The following is a 19,309-nucleotide window of genomic DNA, read 5'->3' on the forward strand; positions in this document are numbered from 1 at the left end:
TCGTGGCCACGCCAAGATCCCCTCTGTGTCGGGGGACACCCCGATAGGCCCCGCGCAGGGAGGAGAGGGCATGTTGCCCCCGAAGCACCAGCGACGGTTCATAACCTGCACCGTCGTGGCCGCCGCGTTCGGACTGGTAAGCGCCCAGTCGTTCGCGGCGTCGAACGACGCAAGACCCCGACCCTGGCAGGCGCGCCACCAGGCCGCCATGGGCCGCGAGCACATCAAGGCGGTGCACGCGGGCCAGGGAATGTCCGCGTTCGCCGCAGAGGGCGGTGACGACGACGGCGGCGACGAGGCGGAGAACTCCGCCGAGTCGACCGCCCAGTTCACCGAGGCCCGCACCGCGCCCGGCGTGGTCGCGCCCGGCGCCTACGGGGCGGCCTGGCAGCAGCTGCGGTCCATGCGGCACACGGCCGGCGGCTGGGACCACGTCACGAAGAAGCCGTACGACTCCGATGATCCCCGCTACCGCGATGTGAACTCCAACTCCAGTGGCGGTGCGGGCAAGGTGGCCGGCCGGATCACCGGCATCGCCGCCGACGACCAGGGCTATGTGTACGCGGGCGGCGCCAACGGCGGCGTCTTCCGCTCCACCACCGGCGGCGGACACTGGAAGCCGATCTCCGACAAGCTGCCGTCCCTGTCGACGGGCACGCTCGCCCTGGACGGGCAGCAGCGGCTCTGGTACGCCACGGGCGAGTCCAACACCGGCGCGACGTCCTTCGTCGGCACGGGCGTGTATGTCCTGAAGGACCCGCGCCACGGGCAGTTCGAGCCCGGCGACCGCGTGGGCGGTGCCGAGCTGGAGTCCACGGTCATCCACGCGCTGCGCTTCGCGGGCACCACGGTGTGGGCGGCGACCAGCACCGGCGTGTGGTCGCACTCCACGACCACCCTGTCCGGACCGTGGAAGCACGAGTTCGCCCCGAACCCGGACTATCTGCCGGGCGGTTCGAAGGCGGACGACCCGAGCGCGCCGTACAAGAACATCGCCAACGACATCGCCGTCGATCCGAAGGACCCGGGCAAGGTTCTCCTCGCGGTCGGCTGGCGCGGCGGCGACACCTACAACGGCCTGTACGCGAAGGCGGACGACGGCAGCTGGAAGCCGGTGAGCGGTCTCGGTGACCTGCCCACCAGCAGCGCCGACGTCGGCAACGTGACGTTCGCGGCGGCGGCCGACGGCTCGCGTCTGTACGCCATCGACCAGTCGCCGGCGCAGATGGCCGCCAACCCGGACAGCGGGCTGAAGGGCGTGTACGTCTCCAAGAGCGGCTCGCCGTTCGGGCCGTGGACACTGATCGCGGACTACACCAAGCTGAAGGCGTCCGGATCCGCGCTGCAGGGCGCGGGTTACATGCCGGGCATCCAGTCCTGGTACAACCAGTTCCTCCAGGTCGACCCGGCCAACGCCGACCACGTCTACCTCGGTCTGGAGGAGGTCTTCGAGACCAAGAACGGCGGCGACAGCTGGACGACCCCGGGCCCGTACTGGAATTTCCCCTTCCCCTGCTGGAGCATCGACCCGGCCAAGCAGACCGGCGACTGCTCGCCCACGACCCACTCCGACCAGCACGCGGTCGCGATCGGCAGCTACCAGGGCAAGACCTGGGCCTACGTCGGCAACGACGGCGGCATCTACCGCCGCCCGCTGAACGGCGCCGTAGACTCCGGCGGCCACGCCAAGGACTGGCAGTCCCTCAACGACGGCACCCTCGACGCCCTGCAGTACTACTCGGTGGGCGTGGGTAAGGACCTCACCCATGGTGGCGTCTCGGTGACCGGCGGTCTGCAGGACAACGGCCAGTCGATCCTGCGCGGCCGTGACAAGGTGATGGGCTCGAACTTCGGCGGCGACGGCGGTGACACCATCGCCGACCCCGCCAACGGCTGCAACATCGCCGCCGAGTACGTCTACCTGGACATGTGGGTGACGCAGAACTGCGGTGTGAACGACGGTTCCTGGTCGACGGACCCGTCCAAGGCCACCGAGTACGAGGTCGCCCCGCCGGACAAGGACCAGGGCGGTGCGGGCGCCCGCTTCATCGCGCCGATCGCCGCCGATGCCAAGGACACCAGCACCTGGGTCGCCGGCGGCCGGCACGTGTGGATCAACACCAAGGGCTTCGCGATCCGCTCCGGCAAGGAGTGGAGAGACGCCTTCGACCTCGGCGAGGGCCACGTGGCCACGGCCGTCGCATCCTCCGGTGGCACGGTCTACGTCGGCTGGTGCGGCCCCTGCAACAACCAGGGCTTCACCCGCGGTATCGCGGTCGGCAACGCCGACGGTACCGGCTGGCACCAGCTGAACCTGCCGGTCGACGGCACGATCCCGAACCGCTACGTCTCCGGCTTCGAGATCGACCCGGCCGACGCCCAGCACGTGTACGTGGCGATCAACGGCTTCTCCCGCAAGTGGACCGAGGGCCCGGGCGCCGGCGTGGGCCACGTCTTCGAGTCCAAGGACGGCGGCGCGAGCTGGACGGACATCTCTGCCAACCTGCCCGACGTCCCGGCCGACACGGTCAAGCTCCTCCCGAACGGCGGCCTCGCCCTCGGCACCGACCTGGCCACCTTCTACCGCCCCGCCGGCGCCACCAAGTGGCTGGTCCTGGGCCACAACCTGCCCACCACGGCCGTGATGCAGCTCCGCCTCGGCCCCGACGGCAAGCTGTACGCCGCCACCCACGGACGCGGCATCTGGTCCTTCGACGTACGGCGCCTCAAGGCCCGTAAGGACTGATCACGGCGGACATCCGTCATACGGCGGCCGGTGCGCACCCAGCCTGGGGGCGCACCGGCCGCCGCGTATTCGGCTCACTGCACCGGATACGCCGCCACACTCAGCCGCAGCGTGAACAGCGGCGCGCTCTGCGGACCCCACGTCACGGTCACCGCCCCGGTGCGCGCGGCACGCACCGTGACCCGGGTGACGCCCTCGCTGTCGGTCGCGGACGAGGTCACCAGCGCCAGCATCGGATTGCTGCTGCGCGGCAGCGGCCAGCGGCCCTGTTCCCGGGGTTTGAGGATCACGGTCACCGTCGTACCCGATCGCACGCACAGGTGGTGGACGGAGGCGTCCCGGGGGCCGTGCGCGAGGGTGGTGGAGCCCGCGACGCATCCGGGGGACGCGGAGGACGTCCCGGTAGGCGGAGCGGCGGAAGCACGCGACGGTGCCGGGTCCGCCTCCGAGCCGCCGGCACTGCCCGCGCAGGCGGTCAGAAGCCAGGAGAGGACGACCAGGGCGGCCGCGGTCGAGGGCCGGGATCCTCGACCGCGTCTGCTGTCCTCCAGCATCATGACCACTCCCTTGTGCCACCGGACGTCACTGTGACGTCCTCGGCCGCGATCCGGTTCCCGCCGCGCCGGAGGACAAGCGGAGTCCCTCAAGCCGACCGGAACGCACCTCGGCGCGGGCAGTGGCGGGATCAGTGCCGGACGGGCAGGGGGCCGGGTCCGGTGGGCCCGTGTGGTGCGGCGACGGTCGCCGCGCCGTGGGTGGTGGAGCGTGCGCTGCCTCCGGTGACGGCGAGCGGGCCGGCGGTGTAGAGGGCCTCGTCGAAGGCCTGCCCGCCCGCCGGGGCCTTGCCGACGGCGAAGGCGGAGACCGCCTTGCCGGCGATGACGGAGGTGGAGAGGTAGTCGCCGACCATGCTCCCCTGAGTGGTGGACGCGATCTGCGACAGGGACATGGGACCGGCAACCGTGGTCGGGCTGCTCCAGGTGCTGCCGCCGTTGGCGGAGGAGATGTAGCCGGCCTCCAACTGGCAGGTGGAAGCGGTGCAGTTGGCGTTCGGGTAGAAGTAGTAGTAGAGGCCGATCTTCGCCGTTGTGCCCGAGGTCGCTGGGTCGATGCCGATGCCGGGGATGAAGTGGTCCACGCCGCTGCTGGTGCCGTCGATCGGGACGCGGCTCACCGACGACCAGCTGGTGCCGTTGGTCGAGGTGGAGTAGACGATGTCGTTGGCCGGGCAGCCGGAGCGGAAGCGGCAGTCCTGCCAGGCGACGTAGATCTTGCCGGATCCGTCGATCTCGGCGGACGGCAGTCCCTCACCGTCGCGCAGGTTGCCGGCCACGCCATGGCTGGAGACGTTGGCGATCAGCGTGCTGGAGGACCAGCTGGAGCCGCCGTTGGTCGAGCTGAAGGCCCGGACGGCGCTGCCGTTGGCGGAGTAGGGGACCACGACAGTGCCGTTCGGCTGGACGAGGGGCTGTCCGCCGAGCCCGGTGGGGTTCCCGGAGGGTGAGACGGGGCTCGACCAGGTGGCGCCGCCGTCGGTGGAGCGGCTCATGACGATGCGGTTGCCGGAGGAGGTGACGTCGACCTCGACGTAGCAGGTGCCGTAGGAGGCGCTGGAGGCCGTGTTGTCGCAGACGATCCATTCCTTGTCGTAGCCCTGGCCGTCGTTGCCGACCGCCATGACGGGGTTCTGCCAGCTCGTGCCGTTCGACGAGCGGCTGACGGTGACGCCCGCGCCGTTGACGTTGGAGTCGATGACCAGGCCGGACACCATCCAGGTGCCGTGCTTGGCGTCGTAGGCCACGGCCGGGTCGGACACGCGGGCCCAGGTGCCGCCCTGGTAGGTGGTGATGCCGGGCAGCATGCCGTGCTGCCAGGTGGTGCCGCCGTCGGTGGAGGTGTTCCAGCCGATGTCGGAGGAGCCGCCGTCGGTGAACCGGCCGACCTGGGAGGAGGCGACGACCGTGTTGCCGTACGCGAAGGTGTCCGGTTCGAGTTCGGTCGCGTGCTGACTGGAAGTGTTGGTGAACGGGTCCGTGCTGACCTGGGTCAGACCGGGCGGTGGAGTCGTAGTGGTGAATGCCACGTCGTCGTAAAGCGTGTAGGTGGCGTCACCCGCGTAGTTGTCGTCGTGGCTGACGAGGGTGAGCGTGTAGCTGTGCCCGGCGGTCACGGAGGCGGTGGCCTGCTTCCAGCCCTGGCCGTTGGTGCAGGTCTTGGCCAGCACGGTCGTCGTCGTGCCGGCCGTGGTGTCGGCCAGGGTGGCCGTCGCCCAGTCGTACGTCAAGGTGTCGGGGCAGGTGACGCTGTACCAGAAGGAGAGCTGGTTGGCGCCGGTCGGCGCGGTGAAGGTCTGGGCGATCGAGGAGTCGCCGTTGGTGGGTGAGGTGCCGCCGACGCGGGCGGCGTACGCACCGCTGTGGGCACCGGAGTTGACTGCGGCGGTGGTGCCGGTGGAGGTCCAGCCGGTCAGGCTGCCCGACTCGAAGCCGCCGTTGGAAACGTCGGCCAGCGCCGGGTGCGAGGCGAGGAGTAGACCGCCCACGGAGAGCAGAGCGGTGGTGGCGGTCGCCGCCATGGATCTACGTCTGGATCGGGACACGGAACATCCTTTCGGGCAGCCGGAGATCGCCCGGCACGGGGGAGGGAAGGACGTTCACGCCGATGTGGCGCGTGTTCGCAATCCGGGATGGTTGCACCGGACATGACATGCAACAAGGGAGGCGGTGGCGATATCGCGCCGGGCAACCGAGAATTTACGGTATTCAGTCAACTCACAGTAAAAACACAGGGGTTTCCTCTGTATCGCCCAAGGGGTCCCCTGTGTCGGCCCGGCGGCCGCCCCTCACCGTGGGCCGTCGGCGCGTCTGGGCACCGTCGAACGCTGGCGCTTCACCAGCGACTTCCACCACCATGCCACCCGGTCAGGGGTGTACGGACGCTGCGTGGGCATGGGCCGCGTGCGGGCGTTCGACGCGGGCCGCGGGGGCGAGGGTGAAGCCGATGGCCGCGCCGCCGCCCGGGCGGTTGCGGGCGAAGGCCGTGCCGCCGTGGGCGACGGCGACGGCCCGTACGATCGCCAGGCCCAGCCCGGAACCGGGCAGGCTGCGGGCACAGTCGGCGCGGTAGAAGCGGTCGAAGACGCGGGGCAGATCGGCCTCGGCGAGGCCCGGCCCGCGGTCGCGCACCTCCACGCACGTGCCCGCGACCACGACGTCGATCGGCTCCGTTCCCCGCTGGTCGAACTTGGCCGCGTTCTCCATGAGGTTGGTCAGCGCCCGCTGGATCGCGGCGGGGCGCGCCCGTACGACGGTGCCGTCGGACTCGACCCGTATCTCCCTGCCGGTGCGACGCCGGACGAGGACGGCCGCGTCCTCGGCGACGGCGCCCAGAGCCAGTTCCACGGGCTGTTCGGCGTCCCGGTCCCCGGCGGCCAGCTCGACCAGCTCGTTGACGAGGTTGACCAGTTCCCTGGTCTCGCTCTTCATGTCCGCGATCAGCTCCGCCCTGACCTGCGGCGACAACCGGTCGACCCGGTCCAGCAGGGCGACGTTCGTCTGCAGCGAGGTCAGCGGGGTGCGCAGTTCGTGACCGGCGTCCTGGACGAGGCGGCGCTGGTCCTCCTCGGACGCGGCCAGCCGGCCCAGCATCCCGTCGAACGCCCGCCCCAGCCGCCCGACCTCGTCCTGCCCGGCGACGGGAACCGCCGTGTCCAGCCGGCCGGTGCGGGCCACGTCCTCGGCGACCCGGGTCAGCCGGACCAGCCGCCCGGCGATCCTGCGCGCCAGCCACCAGCCCGCCAGACCGGCCACGGCGATGACGGCTGCGCTCACCTCGACGGTGCGTTCCTGCAGCTCACGCAGCAGGTCCTCGGTGTCGCTGTACTGCTGGGCGACCTGTACGGCGCCCCGGCCGCCGCCGAGTGCGACGGTGGCCACCCGGTAGCGGTCCCCGTCGATCCCGGTCCGGTAGCGGATCGTGTGGCCGGCCGTAGCGTGCGAGGCGGCCGTACGGTCGGCGGCACGGACCGGGAGCGCCGGGTAGCCCGTGTCCTCGATGCGGCCCGCTGGGCCGAGGACCTGGACGTCGGTGCGGATACGGCGGGCGAGGTCGTCGCGGGGGCCGTCGTGGTCGGGGTCGACGCTGAAGTAGTCCCGGGGGGACAGACGCTGCCGGTCGACCTGCTGCTGGAGGTCGCCGACGACTCCGCGGAAGACGTCGTCCTGGTCCAGGCGCACCATCCGTGCCGCCGCGTTGTAGCTGAGGAAGCCGCCGAGGAGGGTGGCGGCGGCGGTGACGCAGGCGAAGGAGAGCGCGAACACCGTGCCCAGGCTGCGGCGGGGGTGCAGCATCGCGCGCGGCTGTCGCGTGTTGTCCATGGGCGTGGCTTCCTCCGGGCGGTCGGCGCCGCCAGTGTGCCCCGCGCCGGCCGCCCTGGGCAGGGCGCAAAGGCCGCCAGGGCCTCCCTCTTACTGGGCTCTCACCGGTTCCTGGCCATAGGGGCAGCCGGAACCGCCGCACCGCCGCCGCTTGCGTGACGTCGTTCAGCCCCATGGGGGGACACTGGCCGTGGGCGCCCGGGTGGCGGCGCGGTCTTCGAGGTCGGACTGCCCTCGCGCGCCGAACGGCCGACCGGCCACGGGCACCGAGCGGGCACCGACACACGGGAGTGCATCCGATGAGCGAGGTAGGGCAGATCCTCCTCGGGATCGCCCTCGGCCTGCTGCTGTGCTGGCTCGTGCTGCTGGCCGCCCTCGCGCTCGCCCGCCCCAAGGGCAACCTGGTCACCGAGGCCGTCCGGCTCCTGCCCGATCTACTGCGCCTCGTCTCCCGGCTCGCCCGCGACCGCACCCTCCCGCGCCGCGCACGCCGACTGCTGTGGGTCCTGGCCGGCTATCTGGCCCTGCCCATCGACCTGGTCCCCGACTTCATCCCCGTCCTCGGCTACGCGGACGACGCCATCGCCATCGCACTCGTCCTGCGGACCGTCGTCCGGCAGGCCGGCCCCGACGCCCTCGAACGGCACTGGCCCGGTACCCCCGACGGTCTGAACGTCGTGCGCCGCCTCGCAGGACTGCCGCCCGGCGGCCCTCCTGCATAGGTGGACGTGGCCCTCACCGTAGATGTACGTGGCTCTCGCCCCGCCGGTCTCAACCGCCGTGACCTGCCCGGGCCGCCGAACGCGCGCTCCCGGCCCGGCCCGCGCCGTTCCCGTCGGCCGAGGTGCCCGGGCGTTCCCGGTGCGGGTGGCCCCCGGCGCACCGCAGCCGGACCACGGCGTCCAGGCCGCCGCCCGGGGCCGCCTCCAGGGTGACCTCACCGCCGCCGGCACGGGTGAGCTGCCGGACCATCGGCAGGCCGAGTCCCGTTCCGTCGTGGTCGGCATCGGGAGCCCGCCAGAACCGGTCGAAGGCCCTTCGCCGCTGGTCCTCGGTCATGCCGGGTCCTTCGTCGATCACATGAAGCTCGGCCACAGGCGGCGTGCGCCCGCCTTCCGCCCGGCCGCCTTCCGCCCGCCCGCCATCCGCCCGCCCGCCATCCGCCCGTCCGTCTTGCAATCGGCCGTCTTCCGCCCGGGCGGTGACGGTCGCCAGCGTGACGGCGGTTCCCGGCGGCGACACGCGCAGTGCGTTGGAGAGCAGGTTGTCGATGATCTGCTCCAGCGCGCCCGGCACCGCCCACACCCTGACGTCCGTAGTCCCGGAGACGACGATGCCGACTTGCTGTTCATCGGCGAAGGCTGTCCAGATGGCCGCGCGATCGGCGACGACGGCGTGGAGATCGACCGCCTCCGGCCTGATCGCGGAGTTCTCCAGCCGGGCGAGCGCGAGCAGCCCCTGCACCATACGACTGAGCCGCTCCAGTTCCCCGAGTGCCTTGTCGAGGCTGTCCTGGGCGCAGGGGGCGAGGTGCGGCTCGAAGTTCTCCAGGCGCAGGCGCAGTGCGGTCAGGGGAGTCTTCAGCTGGTGGGACGCCTCGGAGGCGAATGCCTGCTGAGCCTGGAGCACATGTTGGAGCCGGGTCGCGGTCCTCGTGAACGACGCGGCGAGGCGACGCAGTTCCGGCGGCCCGTGGTCGGTGGCCGGCGGATCGGTGATCCGGCCCTCGGCGAGTTGTGCGGTGGCGCGTTCCAGGGCCTGGACGGGCCGGGTGATCGAGCGGGCGAGTACGAAGCCGATCAGGGCGACGGCGGCCAGCACGCCCAGCCCGACGACGGTGAGCGCCAGCCAGGTGGCGTGGACCCTCGCGGTCAGCGGCCCGAGGGGATAGACGGTCCGCACCACACAGGGGACGGTGGCGTCGGAGCCGCCCGGCACGGTGACGAAGAGGGCCTTACCGGCGGTGGACGGGTCGCTTCGGGTGCTGATGGCGGGCTGATCGCGCAGTGCGGTGGAGATGTCCGGGTCGGCGGACAGGTCCTTGCCGACCGGGGCACGGGCAGCGGTGTCGGTCAGGACGATGCCCTGGTGGCCGGCGACGAGCACGCGGCTGCCGGTTCGCCGCCCGTAGGCGCGGGCCAGTTCGGGCAGGTCGGCCGTCAGCCCGTGCTCCATCTTGTCCTCGCAGACCTCGGCGAGCGTCATCGCCCCCTGCTGCGCCGCATGGGAGAAGCGGGACAGCTCGCTGCGGGCGTAGAAGATGCCGAACGGCACTTCGAGCGCGAGCAGGACGAGCAGTATGAGGCTCAGATGGCTGAGCAGCAGGCGACGCGTCACCGGGGCCCTCCGCCGCGCGCCGCCGCCTCGGCGGACGTGACGTCGGCGGGTGCCGGGGGGACCAGCCGGAAGCCGATGCCGCGGATGTTCTCGATCCAGGAGGAGTCACCCAGCTTGCGGCGCAGCGCGGCGATGTGGACGTCCAGGGTCTTGGTGGGGCCGAAGTAGTTCGGTTCCCATGCCGTGTCGAGGATCTGCCGGCGGGAGCAGACGGCACCGGGGTCCTCCGCGAGGCACACGAGCAGGTCGAACTCCTTGGGGGCGAGGGCGACGGGCGACTGGTGCAGGTGTACCTGCCGGGTGCGGCGGTCGATGGTCAGCGGGCCGATCCGCTGGACGTGAGACGGCCCGGGTCGTGCCGGGTCCTCCGGGAGCCGCGTTCCCTCATGCCGGCCGTCGAGCACCGGGGGCACGGCACGGCGGGTGACGGCACGGATCCGGGCGACGAGCTCCCGCACGCCGAACGGCTTCGAGACGTAGTCGTCCGCGCCGAGCTCCAGACCGAGCACCCGGTCCACCTCGTCGTCCCTGGCCGTGATCATGATGATCGGCACGGACGAGCGGGAGCGGAGCGTCCGGCAGACGTCGATGCCGTCCATGTCGGGCAGCCCCAGGTCCAGCAGGACCATGGCGGCCTCCGGCGCGGCGAGGCCGTCGGCACCGTTTCTGGCGTGTTCGACGGTGAACCCGAAACGGCGCAGCCCCTCCATCAACGGTCCGGCCACCCGGTCGTCGTCCTCGATCAGCAAGACACGCATGCCGAAAGGCTCACAGACTCCGGCCCGAGGGTGTGGCGCAAACGCCGTAACCTCCCCCGAGCCGGTGATCCGCCACGGACGGCGTAACCGCCGGGGCGCGGCGCGATGACGACATCCAGGACTGGGACAGCGTGGAGTCAGCAGAGGGTTAACGCCGGGCGCGCAGGTGTTCAGCTCCCCAGGTGGCGGCCGGGAGCCGAGCCGGGGCCAGACCGCATGAAGGAAAGTCTTCTCGGCGGAATCGGCGCGGGGCGAGGAAGGAAAAACGCTTCATCGGAGGAATCCGGGATCCCCCGCTGTATGTGCTCTGGCAATGCGCTTGATCGCCTTCCCGTAGCTTCGGTCGCACGGCCGGTGCCATTCGAGCGCACCGCGCGCCAAGCCCCCCCAAGCACCTGGGATGCCCCATGCCCCTCGATGAACTACGCCGCACGCGCCCGGACCTGGTGGAGCCCTTCACGACCGCGCTCCCGGGTGCACGAGCCACCGTACTGGCCCGGCTGTGGGGCGCCTTCGTACGAGAATCCCTGCCCGGCGTTGCCGGGCACCGCCGGCAGTCCGACGCGCTGGTGGTCGAACTGCGGCGGGGCGGCTCGCTCTCGGCGGCCGAGTCCGGTGCGCGGCCGTTCGCCGAGGTGCCCGACGACTTCGCCGTATCCGGGCCGCAGGGGCCGATCCACGGGCCGGTGGAGCTGCTGGCACAGCTGGGCCTGCGCACCCCCGCGGCGCGGCGACTGGCGGCCGAGCTGGACAACAGCGTGGTCAACCTGGCCCTGGCCCGGGCCGCGAACCCGGGCGCAAGGGTCCCGCCGAAGAACTCGGCGGACGCCGAGCAGGCGGTGGTCGACGGTCACCCGCAGCATCCCTGCTGCCGGACGCGCACCGGCATGTCGGTCACCGATGTGCTCGCCTACGCCCCCGAACACCACCCAGTGGTCCGCTTGGCGCTGCTCCCCGTTCCGGCCGGGCGTTGGGAGGGCGCCGGCACCTGGCCGCGGGCGCTGCGTGCGGGCGACACGATCCTGGTGCCGCTGCACCCCTGGCAGCGGGACCATGTCCTCGCGCGCCACCCGGACCTGGCCGTCGTGGAGGAGACGATCCCGGCCCGGCCCCTGCTGTCGATGCGCACCCTGGCACCGCTCGGCCTCCTGCCGGGCTGCCACATCAAGACGGCCCTCGACGTCCAGGTCACCAACTACCGGCGCACCATCTCCCCGGCCGAGGTCGCCGACGGGCCCCCGCTGTCCGACCTGGTCGCGGCCCTCATCGACAAGGCCGGGTACGGCGGCAGCCTGCGCATCCTGCGGGAGCTGGGCGGCGCGGCGGTGCGGGTGGACGGACGGCCCTGCGCGAGCCTGGCGGCGATGATCCGGGAGTCGGCCGAGTGCCACCTCGACGCGGGGGAGATCGCGGTTCCGCTCACCGCCGTCCACGCCACCGGAGCCGCCGTGGTGTCGGGTGACCCGGTGCGCTGGCTGGCGGACTTCGCCGGGCTCGTGCTGCCGCCCGCGCTGACGCTGCTGTCCATGGGGGTGGCGCTGGAGGCGCACGGCCAGAACACCCTCGTCGTACTGCGGGACGGGCGGCCCGTGCGGGTGCTGTACCGGGATCTGGACGGCGTGCGGATCAGCCCGCACCGCCTGGCCCGGTGCGGTGTCACGCTGCCGCCGCTGCTCGGCACCCGCGCGGGCGACGACGTGGGCGCGCTGCACACCAAGCTGTTCGGCGGCCTCGTCAGCGGAGTCCTCAGCGAGCTGGTCGACGTCCTCAGCCGGACACGGGCGGCCGATCCCCGGGCGCTGTGGGGCGCGGTGGCCGAGGTGGGCCGCCGGGTGTACGCCGGCCTGCCGGACCAGGAGGACGCGGCCGCGTTCTTCGGCGCCACGATGCCGCTGAAGGCGACCGTCGCCATGCGCCTGGCCGAGAACCCCGGCAAGGCGCAATGGACATCCGTTCCCAACCCCCTGGCGCACCGCCGCTGAACCCCGGCACCGACCGCTGTCCCACTGGAGCGACCGTATGACCACCGGCACTGTCCCCCACACGACGTTCGCCGCGGCGGCCGCCGAACCGTCGTACACGGCCGACACCGTCACCGCCCACACGCTGCTCAACTGCCTGATCCGTGAGGTGTCCGCCCCCGAGCACCAGGTGACGGTCGACGACGGCCACCTCCTGCTGCGGCTGCCGCGCCGGGGCCTGCTGCTGCGTGCCCCGCTGCGCCGGGCCTCGCTGACCGGAGCGCACCGCTTCCAGGGCTCGGTCCAGCGTTTCGACAACGACGCCTGGGTGACAGTGGGCTGGCGCGAGCTGGCCGGTCACATCCGGGACGAACTGGAACTGCGCACGGGGGTCGCCAACGAAGAGTTCCTGGGCCAGGTCGCCGACAGTCGCGACACGATCCGCACCGCGCTGGAACAGCGGGCGCACACCACGCCGCACGCCGATCCGTATGTGGCGTCGGAGCAGTCCCTGGTGTTCGGCCACCGCTTCCACCCCGCTCCCAAGGCCCGCACCGGCGACCCGGCCGACTGGCTGGCGTACGGTCCGGAGACCGGCGCGCGCTTCCGGCTGCGCTACCTGGCCGTGCGCCGCCCTCTCGTGCGCGAGGAGGGCGAGCTGCGCGAGATGGACGCGTTGTGCCCGGCGGCCGACCCGGGATTCGCGATTCTGCCGGTGCACCCCTGGCAGTTCCGGCTCCTCGAGGAGCACGACCGGCTGCGCGCGGCGATGACTTCCGGCGATGTCGTCGACACCGGGACGAGCGGAGCCCAGCTGGCGCCGACCGCATCGGTGCGCACGCTGTACGACCCCGAAAGCGACACGTTCCTGAAGTTCAGCCTGAACGTCCGCCTCACCAACTGCGTCCGCAGGCACGCCAGTTACGAACTGCCCGGCGCCGTCGCCCTCAACCGGCTGCTCCAGCCCGTCTTCGCCGAGCTGGCCGGCCGCTTCCCGGGATGTGCGCTCATGGCCGAGCCCGGCTACCGCACCCTCGACACCACCGGCGACACCGCCCTCCTGGAGGGCCTCGGCGTCATCGTCCGCTCCGGCCTGCGCCACCACCTGCGGCCCGGGGTGACGCCCCTGCTCGCCGCCGCGGTCGCGGACGAGTACCCGACCAGCGCGGCCCACGTCTCCCGGCTGCTCGCCCGCGGCGACGGTGACGTCCTGGCCTGGTGGGACGCCTACCTGCGGCTGCTGCTGCCACCGGTCTTGGCCGCCTACTTCGAATACGGCGTCGTCCTGGAACCCCACCTGCAGAACGTCGTCGTCGGCGTGCGTCCCGACGGCACCCCGGCACAGATGCTCTTCCGCGACCTGGAGGGCACCAAGCTCCTGCCCGCGCACCACCGGCCCACCCTCGACGGCCTGCCGGACGACGTCCGGGGCTCCCTCACCTACGACCCCGAACGCGGCTGGAACCGGGTCGCGTACTGCCTCCTGGTCAACCACACGGCCGAAGTGCTCGGCGCCCTGGCCGACCTCGCCCCGACGCTGGAACCCGCCCTGTGGGGCCTGGTCCGCGACCACCTCGACGCCTACGCCCGCACCGCCGCGGAACCGCCCCGCCTGCGCGCCCTGCTGTCCGGCGTGCCGCTGCCCGCCAAGGCCAACCTGCTCCTGCGCTGGGCTCGCAAGGCCGACCGGCACGCCACCTACGTCCCCCTGCCCAGCCCGCTCGGCGCCGACTTCCCCCGCGAGGTGATCCGGTGAGGCCCGCCCTGCTCGATCAGGTCCGCCGGATGACCGACGACGACCTGCCCGCCTATGTCTACGACCTGCCGGACCTGCGCGCGCACGTTCAGGCGATCCGGGCCGCACTGCCGGAACGCGTCGAGCTGCTGTACGCGGCCAAGGCCAACTCCGATCCCCGGATCCTGCGGACCCTGGCCGGACACGTCGACGGGTTCGAGGTGGCCTCCGGCGGCGAACTGGGCCACGTCCGCGGGCTCGTTCCCGACGCGCCGATCGCTTTCGGAGGACCCGGCAAGACCCCGGACGAGCTGACCTGCGCGCTGGATGCCGGCGTGGAGCGCCTGCACATCGAGAGCGCACACGAACTACGTCTGCTCACCACCCTGCTGGGCGACCGGAGCGCGGACGCCCTGCTGCGCGTCAACCTGCCCGTCGACGTCGGCCGGGCGGCACTCGCGATGGGCGGACACCCCAGCCCCTTCGGCATGGATCCCGCGCAGCTGGACGGCTGCCTGGAGCTGATCGCCTCCGACCCCCGCATCCGACTGCGCGGCCTGCACCTGCACCTGGCCAGCGGCCTTACGGCGCCGGCCCAACTGGCCCTGATCGACGAGGCCCTGACCTGGGCCGAGGACTGGGCGCACCGCCGCGGCACCGACCTGACCGAGGTCAACGCCGGAGGCGGGATGGGCGTCGACTACGCGCATCCGCACGAGAGGTTCGACTGGCCGGCCTTCGGCGCGGGCCTGGTCCGTATCCTGGCCCGCCACCCGCACCTCACCCTGCGGATCGAACCCGGCCGTTCGGTCACCGCGTACTGCGGCTGGTACGTCACCCGGGTCCTGGACATCAAGTTCAGCCGCGGGGAGGCGTTCGCCGTGCTGCGCGGCGGAACCCACCATCTGCGCACCCCCGCCGCGAAACAGCACGACCAGCCCTTCGAGGTGATCCCCGACGACGTATGGCCCCTGCCCTGGGACCGCCCGGAGGCCCGGGACGAGCCGGTGACCCTGGTCGGACAGCTGTGCACACCCAAGGACGTCCTGGCCCGCCGGGTCACGGTGAGGCGGCTGCGCGTCGGTGACCGCATCGCCTTCGCCATGGCCGGTGCCTATGCCTGGAACATCTCGCACCACGCGTTCCTCATGCACCCGCACCCCGCCTTCCGGCACGTCGACGATGCCGGGGTGTCCGTCACCGGCGACACGTACGCCCGTCGGACGTCATGAGCGCGGGCTCCCGCACTCCGGTGACGGCCGTACTCACCGCCCGGAACTTCCGTCGCTACCTGCTCGGTCAGCTGACCTCCAACATCGGCACCTGGATGCAGCGTGCCGCGCAGGACCTGCTCGTCCTCCACATCACCGGCAACAGCGGCGGCGCGGTCGGCATCGTGACCGCGCTGCAGTTCCTCCCGCAGACCCTGTTCGGCCTGGCCGGAGGCGTCCTCGCCGACCGGTACCCCAAGCGGCGGCTCCTGCTCCTGACCCAGGCCGCCATGGGGGCGCAGTCACTGCTGCTCGGACTGCTGACCGTCACCGGGGCGGTGAACCTGCCGTCCGTCTACGCGCTGGCCTTCGCCCTCGGCACGGCCACCGCCGTGGACAGCCCCGCCAGGAACGCCTACATCTGCGAACTGGTCGGCCAGGAGCGCGTCGCCACCGCGGTCAGCCTGAACTCCGCCCAGTTCAACGTGGCCCGCACCATCGGCCCCGCCCTCGCCGGACTGACGGTCGCCGCCTTCGGCACGGGCCCGGTGTTCCTCGTGAACGCGGCCTCCTATCTGGCCGTCCTCCGTGGCCTGCTCACCATCCGTACGGACGACCCGGACGACCCGGACGACCCGGGCGACCACGGCCGGCCCCGACCCGGCCGTACCCGGCTGCGCGACGCCTTCCGTCACCTCGCCTCCACCCCGGACCTGCTCCTGCCGATCGGTCTCATCGCCTTCGTCGGCACCTTCGGCCTCAACTTCCAGGTCACCCTCTCGCTCATGGCCGTCACGGTCTTCCACACGGGCGCCGCCGCCTTCGGTTGGCTCTCCGCCGCATACGCCCTGGGCGGCCTCGTCGGCGCGATCCACGGGGCGGGCCGCGGCAAGCCCCCCACCGCACGCCGACTGGTCACCACCACGGTCGTCTTCGGGACACTGGAAGCAGCGCAGGGCCTGATGCCGGGCTACGCCGCGTTCACGGCCCTGCTGATCGCCACCGGTTTCGCCGCGGTGACCGTGACCACCACCGCCAACGCGCTGACGCAGCTGCACGCGCACCCACACCTGCGGGGCCGTGTCATGTCCGTGTACTTCCTCGTCCTCCTCGGCGGCACCCCCGTCGGCGCCCCCCTGGTCGGCCTGGTGTCGGACACCCTCGGCGCCCGCTCCACCCTGGTCCTGGGCGGGGTCATCTCGGCGTCCTCCGCACTGGCGCTCTCCGCCTTCGTCACAGACCGGATCCCACGTCCCACCCGACCCACGGAAGCCTCCGCGACCACCCCGTCCCTCACCTCGGCCCGATCGGCAGGGGACCGGCGGACCGACCTCTGACGCGTTTCGCCCACTTTCATGGACGTTATCCTGGAGCGGTGGGACTGGATCACACCTCGCTGACCAGCTTGGCCGCCCTCGGCGACGCCACGCGCCGCCGTATGTTCGAGCTCATCCGGCAGGAGCGGCGGCCGGTGACGCGTGAGGAGGTGGCCGACAGCCTCGGTATCTCCCGCAAGCTGGCGGCCTTCCACCTGGACAAGCTGGTGGCGGCCGGACTGCTCCAGGCCCGCTACGAATCATCCGCGGGCATCCGCAAGGTGGGCCGTAGACCCAAGGTGTACGAGCCGGTGGGCGAGGCCATCGCGGTGAGCATCCCCGAGCGCCGCTACGGCATGCTGGCCGACGTCCTCACCGAGGCCGTCCTCACCGAGACCGGCGAGGAATCGGCCCGCGACGCCGCGCTCCGCGTGGCGTACGCGCGGGGGGAAACCCTGGGCGGCACCGAACGCGAGCGGGTACGCCCCGGGCGCCTCGGTGCCGAGCGCGGACTGACCGTGGCCGCCGAGACGCTCGAGGAGTTCGGCTTCGAGCCGGAGCGCACCGCGCCCACCCTGCTGCGGCTGCGCAACTGCCCCTTCCACCCCCTGGCCGCCAAGGCCCCGGACCTGGTCTGCGCCGTCAACCAGGCCTTCCTGGCCGGCTACCTGCAGGGCCTGGGAAGCGACCGGACCACGGCCGTACTCGCACCGCGGCCCGGTTCCTGCTGCGTCGAACTGCGCGGCGGGGACGCGACCGGAGACAGTCCGCAGGCGGATCCCGCCTGCGGGGTGTGAGCCGGGGCCGCGCGGACCCCCGCCCGGCGCCGCTCACAGGCTCAGCGTGACCGCGGCGGCGACACCGCCCACACCCAGGGCGAAGGCGGCTTCGGGCCAGCCGCCGCTGCCCCAGCGGAAGAACCGGTCGAGGGCCAGCCGGCCCGGACCGATCGCGGCGACGGCCAGGGCGACGACGGCGATGCCCACGCTGTACTCCACGCCACCCTTCGCCTCCCACAGGCCATGGGCGCCGGTGACGGTCGCCATGGCGTTGATCATCACGCCGATCAGCGCGGCGGCTGCCAGCGGCGTGAACAGACCGACGGCCAGGCCGAGGCCGCCGAGGAACTCGGACAGGCCGCCGACCACCGCGAACAGCTTCCCCGGGCGGTAGCCCAGGTCGGCGAACCCCTTGCCGGTGGCCGTCAGGCCCGGACCCCCGAACAGGCCGAAGAGCTTCTGGGAGCCGTGTCCGGCCATGAACAGTCCAAAGGTCAGCCTGAGGAGCAGAAGACCCCAGTCGCCGGCAGACAGCCCTCGTTCCGGGCCCTGCCGTGCCGTCGGCTCCGTGGAAGCCGAAAGCCAACCCGAGGCGCGCTTCGTCATGTGAACACTCCGGTACGGACGCCGAAACGGCTCTGCCGCAGGGGGCACACCGGGGGCACACCGCCCCTGCCGATCCTTCCGCAACAGCACTGACCTCGCACATCGGGCGCCCGGCCGGTGAGCCTCACCCGAGGGAGTGACGCGCCACTTGACCCGTGCTTCGAATAAGACCAACAATCGTTGGTGAAATTACCGGAGGGCAGCTCACGGGCGGGTGCCGTATGACGGAGAACAGCGATCTCAGGAATCTGCGTCAGGCGAAGCAGCCGGTCAGCGGCGCCTTGGCGGGTCCGTACGGGCATCCGTTCCATCCGGTCCTGGTGACCGTGCCGATCGGGGCCTGGGTGTCCGGCCTGGTCTTCGACATCGCCTCGCGGATCGTGCACCGGCCGGGCTTCCTGGCCCACGGCTCGGCCTGGCTGATCGCGATCGGCGTGCTGGGGGCGCTGGCGGCGGCCTGCGTCGGCTTCCTCGACCTGTTCGCCATCCCCACCGGCACGCCGGCCTTCCGCACGGGCCTGGTCCACATGGGCCTGAACCTCGCCGTGACCGCCGCGTACGCGGCCGGCTTCGCCTGGCGGCAGGGCGGCGGATACCCGGAGGGACAAGGCGTCGGATACGGGCAGTTGGCCCTCTCCGCCGTCTCGCTCGCCGTCCTCGCGCTGTCCGGCCATCTGGGCGGCAAGCTCGCCTACCGCTACGGCGTGCGCGTGGCGGAGGAGTCCGTGCAGGCCGAGGGGTACCGCACCCGGCATCCCTCCTGACGGCACCCGCCGGCCACCGCTCTCACCACACCCGCATCTCGAACAACTGGAGAACGACATGGACATCGCCGCTCTCGTCGCCTGGGTGGTCACCGCCCTCGGCGGTTTCGTCCTCCTCGCCCGCTGGATCTCCCGCGGCGGACTGCGGCAGCAGCAGACCGGCACGACCCGCTTCCCGGCGCCCCTCGTCTTCGGCCACTTCCTGCTCGCGGCGGCCGGACTCGTCGTCTGGATCGTCTACCTCGCCGCCGACCGTACGGCCCTGGCGTGGGCGTCCTTCGCGATCCTCGTCGCCGTGGCGCTGCTCGGCTTCACGATGTTCGCCCGCTGGATCCCCGTCCAGCGCACACCCGTCCCGGCCAACGCCCAGGACGAGACCACGCCCGCGGAACGGCACCTGCCCGTTCCGGTCGTCGCGGCCCACGGCCTGCTCGGCGCCGCGACCCTGATCCTGGTGCTGCTCGCGGCACTGGGAGCGGGCGGCAGCTGACGCGGGCGCGGCCCCGGCCCCGCCGCGCAGTCGCCGGTCCGGCGGCCGGATCCGAGACGCCGAACGGTGGGCGCCGGGCCGCGGTATGCGCCCACCCAGGGCGCACCGCTCCCACACCCGGCGCGCCCGCGCCCGCCGCTTCCGGTGCGCCTGCATCCGCCGCGCCCGGCGCGTCTGCGTCCGCCGCTTCCGCCGCACCCGGTGCGTCCGCGCCCGCCGGTCCCGGTGAG

The 19,309-nt window shown here is 72.3% G+C and carries 15 protein-coding genes; 9 read left to right on the plus strand and 6 right to left on the minus strand.

Features of this window, described 5'->3' with window-relative positions; translation table 11 throughout:
• The first annotated feature begins 70 nt into the window (after positions 1 to 70).
• Positions 71 to 2,746 (plus strand): WD40/YVTN/BNR-like repeat-containing protein, encoded by a 2,676-nt coding sequence (locus ACWC0C_RS40230; protein WP_450869500.1) that lies wholly within the window; start codon positions 71 to 73, stop codon positions 2,744 to 2,746.
• A gap of 74 nt (positions 2,747 to 2,820) precedes the next feature.
• On the opposite strand, the gene ACWC0C_RS40235 is transcribed toward ACWC0C_RS40230, so the two are convergent.
• The 3 genes from ACWC0C_RS40235 to ACWC0C_RS40245 all read right to left on the minus strand — a co-directional run bounded on the left by ACWC0C_RS40235 (position 2,821) and on the right by ACWC0C_RS40245 (position 7,122).
• Complete coding sequence (locus tag ACWC0C_RS40235; protein WP_450869501.1) at positions 2,821 to 3,303, minus strand: hypothetical protein; 483 nt, start codon at positions 3,301 to 3,303, stop codon at positions 2,821 to 2,823.
• A 128-nt stretch (positions 3,304 to 3,431) separates the two neighbouring features.
• Complete coding sequence (locus ACWC0C_RS40240) at positions 3,432 to 5,345, minus strand: hypothetical protein (protein WP_450869502.1); 1,914 nt, start codon at positions 5,343 to 5,345, stop codon at positions 3,432 to 3,434.
• 322 nt (positions 5,346 to 5,667) lie between these two features.
• A complete protein-coding gene (locus ACWC0C_RS40245) occupies positions 5,668 to 7,122 on the minus strand; it encodes a sensor histidine kinase (RefSeq protein WP_450869504.1) in 1,455 nt (484 codons plus the stop codon).
• A gap of 299 nt (positions 7,123 to 7,421) precedes the next feature.
• On the opposite strand from ACWC0C_RS40245, the gene ACWC0C_RS40250 reads away from it, so the two are divergent.
• Entirely contained in the window at positions 7,422 to 7,844 is a 423-nt protein-coding gene (locus ACWC0C_RS40250) for a YkvA family protein (protein WP_450869505.1), read from the plus strand.
• A 49-nt stretch (positions 7,845 to 7,893) separates the two neighbouring features.
• Here the strand turns inward: ACWC0C_RS40250 and ACWC0C_RS40255 are convergent, their stop codons facing one another.
• Complete coding sequence (locus ACWC0C_RS40255; protein ID WP_450869506.1) at positions 7,894 to 9,459, minus strand: sensor histidine kinase; 1,566 nt, start codon at positions 9,457 to 9,459, stop codon at positions 7,894 to 7,896.
• Positions 9,456 to 10,217 carry a response regulator transcription factor gene (locus ACWC0C_RS40260; protein ID WP_449200612.1) on the minus strand — a complete coding sequence of 254 codons (762 nt, stop codon included), beginning with the start codon at positions 10,215 to 10,217 and terminating at the stop codon, positions 9,456 to 9,458. Before ACWC0C_RS40260 ends, ACWC0C_RS40255 begins: the two co-directional genes overlap by 4 nt.
• A 407-nt stretch (positions 10,218 to 10,624) precedes the next feature.
• Between ACWC0C_RS40260 and ACWC0C_RS40265 the strand changes: the two genes are divergently transcribed.
• The 5 genes from ACWC0C_RS40265 to ACWC0C_RS40285 are packed head-to-tail and all read left to right on the plus strand — an operon-like array spanning position 10,625 to position 17,237.
• A complete protein-coding gene (locus ACWC0C_RS40265; protein WP_450869507.1) occupies positions 10,625 to 12,199 on the plus strand; it encodes an IucA/IucC family protein in 1,575 nt (524 codons plus the stop codon).
• Between the two features lie 37 nt (positions 12,200 to 12,236).
• Positions 12,237 to 13,934 carry an IucA/IucC family protein gene (locus ACWC0C_RS40270; RefSeq protein ID WP_450869508.1) on the plus strand — a complete coding sequence of 566 codons (1,698 nt, stop codon included), beginning with the start codon at positions 12,237 to 12,239 and terminating at the stop codon, positions 13,932 to 13,934.
• Positions 13,931 to 15,145 carry a type III PLP-dependent enzyme gene (locus ACWC0C_RS40275; protein WP_450869509.1) on the plus strand — a complete coding sequence of 405 codons (1,215 nt, stop codon included), beginning with the start codon at positions 13,931 to 13,933 and terminating at the stop codon, positions 15,143 to 15,145. Before ACWC0C_RS40270 ends, ACWC0C_RS40275 begins: the two co-directional genes overlap by 4 nt.
• Positions 15,142 to 16,461 (plus strand): MFS transporter, encoded by a 1,320-nt coding sequence (locus tag ACWC0C_RS40280; protein WP_450869511.1) that lies wholly within the window; start codon positions 15,142 to 15,144, stop codon positions 16,459 to 16,461. Before ACWC0C_RS40275 ends, ACWC0C_RS40280 begins: the two co-directional genes overlap by 4 nt.
• A gap of 38 nt (positions 16,462 to 16,499) precedes the next feature.
• Complete coding sequence (locus tag ACWC0C_RS40285; protein WP_450869512.1) at positions 16,500 to 17,237, plus strand: helix-turn-helix transcriptional regulator; 738 nt, start codon at positions 16,500 to 16,502, stop codon at positions 17,235 to 17,237.
• A gap of 33 nt (positions 17,238 to 17,270) precedes the next feature.
• Here the strand turns inward: ACWC0C_RS40285 and ACWC0C_RS40290 are convergent, their stop codons facing one another.
• Positions 17,271 to 17,825 (minus strand): DoxX family protein, encoded by a 555-nt coding sequence (locus ACWC0C_RS40290; protein ID WP_450869513.1) that lies wholly within the window; start codon positions 17,823 to 17,825, stop codon positions 17,271 to 17,273.
• A gap of 221 nt (positions 17,826 to 18,046) precedes the next feature.
• Here ACWC0C_RS40290 and ACWC0C_RS40295 point away from each other — a divergent pair, with 221 nt between their 5' ends.
• Both ACWC0C_RS40295 and ACWC0C_RS40300 read left to right on the plus strand, forming a co-directional pair.
• Positions 18,047 to 18,589 carry a DUF2231 domain-containing protein gene (locus ACWC0C_RS40295; RefSeq protein WP_450869515.1) on the plus strand — a complete coding sequence of 181 codons (543 nt, stop codon included), beginning with the start codon at positions 18,047 to 18,049 and terminating at the stop codon, positions 18,587 to 18,589.
• Positions 18,590 to 18,647: 58 nt separating this feature from the next.
• Complete coding sequence (locus ACWC0C_RS40300; protein WP_449200620.1) at positions 18,648 to 19,079, plus strand: DUF202 domain-containing protein; 432 nt, start codon at positions 18,648 to 18,650, stop codon at positions 19,077 to 19,079.
• The last annotated feature ends 230 nt before the right edge of the window (positions 19,080 to 19,309 follow it).

The sequence above is a fragment of the Streptomyces sp. NPDC001709 genome (assembly GCF_053596375.1).

What these genes read in the sequence shown, in the direction of transcription:
- ACWC0C_RS40230 (WP_450869500.1), top strand. Translation starts at nt 71, where the DNA reads ATGTTGCCCCCGAAGCACCAGCGACGGTTCATAACCTGCACCGTCGTG.
- ACWC0C_RS40235 (WP_450869501.1), bottom strand. Translation starts at nt 3,303, where the DNA reads ATGATGCTGGAGGACAGCAGACGCGGTCGAGGATCCCGGCCCTCGACC.
- ACWC0C_RS40245 (WP_450869504.1), bottom strand. Translation starts at nt 7,122, where the DNA reads ATGGACAACACGCGACAGCCGCGCGCGATGCTGCACCCCCGCCGCAGC.
- ACWC0C_RS40250 (WP_450869505.1), top strand. Translation starts at nt 7,422, where the DNA reads ATGAGCGAGGTAGGGCAGATCCTCCTCGGGATCGCCCTCGGCCTGCTG.
- ACWC0C_RS40260 (WP_449200612.1), bottom strand. Translation starts at nt 10,217, where the DNA reads ATGCGTGTCTTGCTGATCGAGGACGACGACCGGGTGGCCGGACCGTTG.
- ACWC0C_RS40265 (WP_450869507.1), top strand. Translation starts at nt 10,625, where the DNA reads ATGCCCCTCGATGAACTACGCCGCACGCGCCCGGACCTGGTGGAGCCC.
- ACWC0C_RS40270 (WP_450869508.1), top strand. Translation starts at nt 12,237, where the DNA reads ATGACCACCGGCACTGTCCCCCACACGACGTTCGCCGCGGCGGCCGCC.
- ACWC0C_RS40280 (WP_450869511.1), top strand. Translation starts at nt 15,142, where the DNA reads ATGAGCGCGGGCTCCCGCACTCCGGTGACGGCCGTACTCACCGCCCGG.
- ACWC0C_RS40290 (WP_450869513.1), bottom strand. Translation starts at nt 17,825, where the DNA reads ATGACGAAGCGCGCCTCGGGTTGGCTTTCGGCTTCCACGGAGCCGACG.
- ACWC0C_RS40295 (WP_450869515.1), top strand. Translation starts at nt 18,047, where the DNA reads ATGACGGAGAACAGCGATCTCAGGAATCTGCGTCAGGCGAAGCAGCCG.
- ACWC0C_RS40300 (WP_449200620.1), top strand. Translation starts at nt 18,648, where the DNA reads ATGGACATCGCCGCTCTCGTCGCCTGGGTGGTCACCGCCCTCGGCGGT.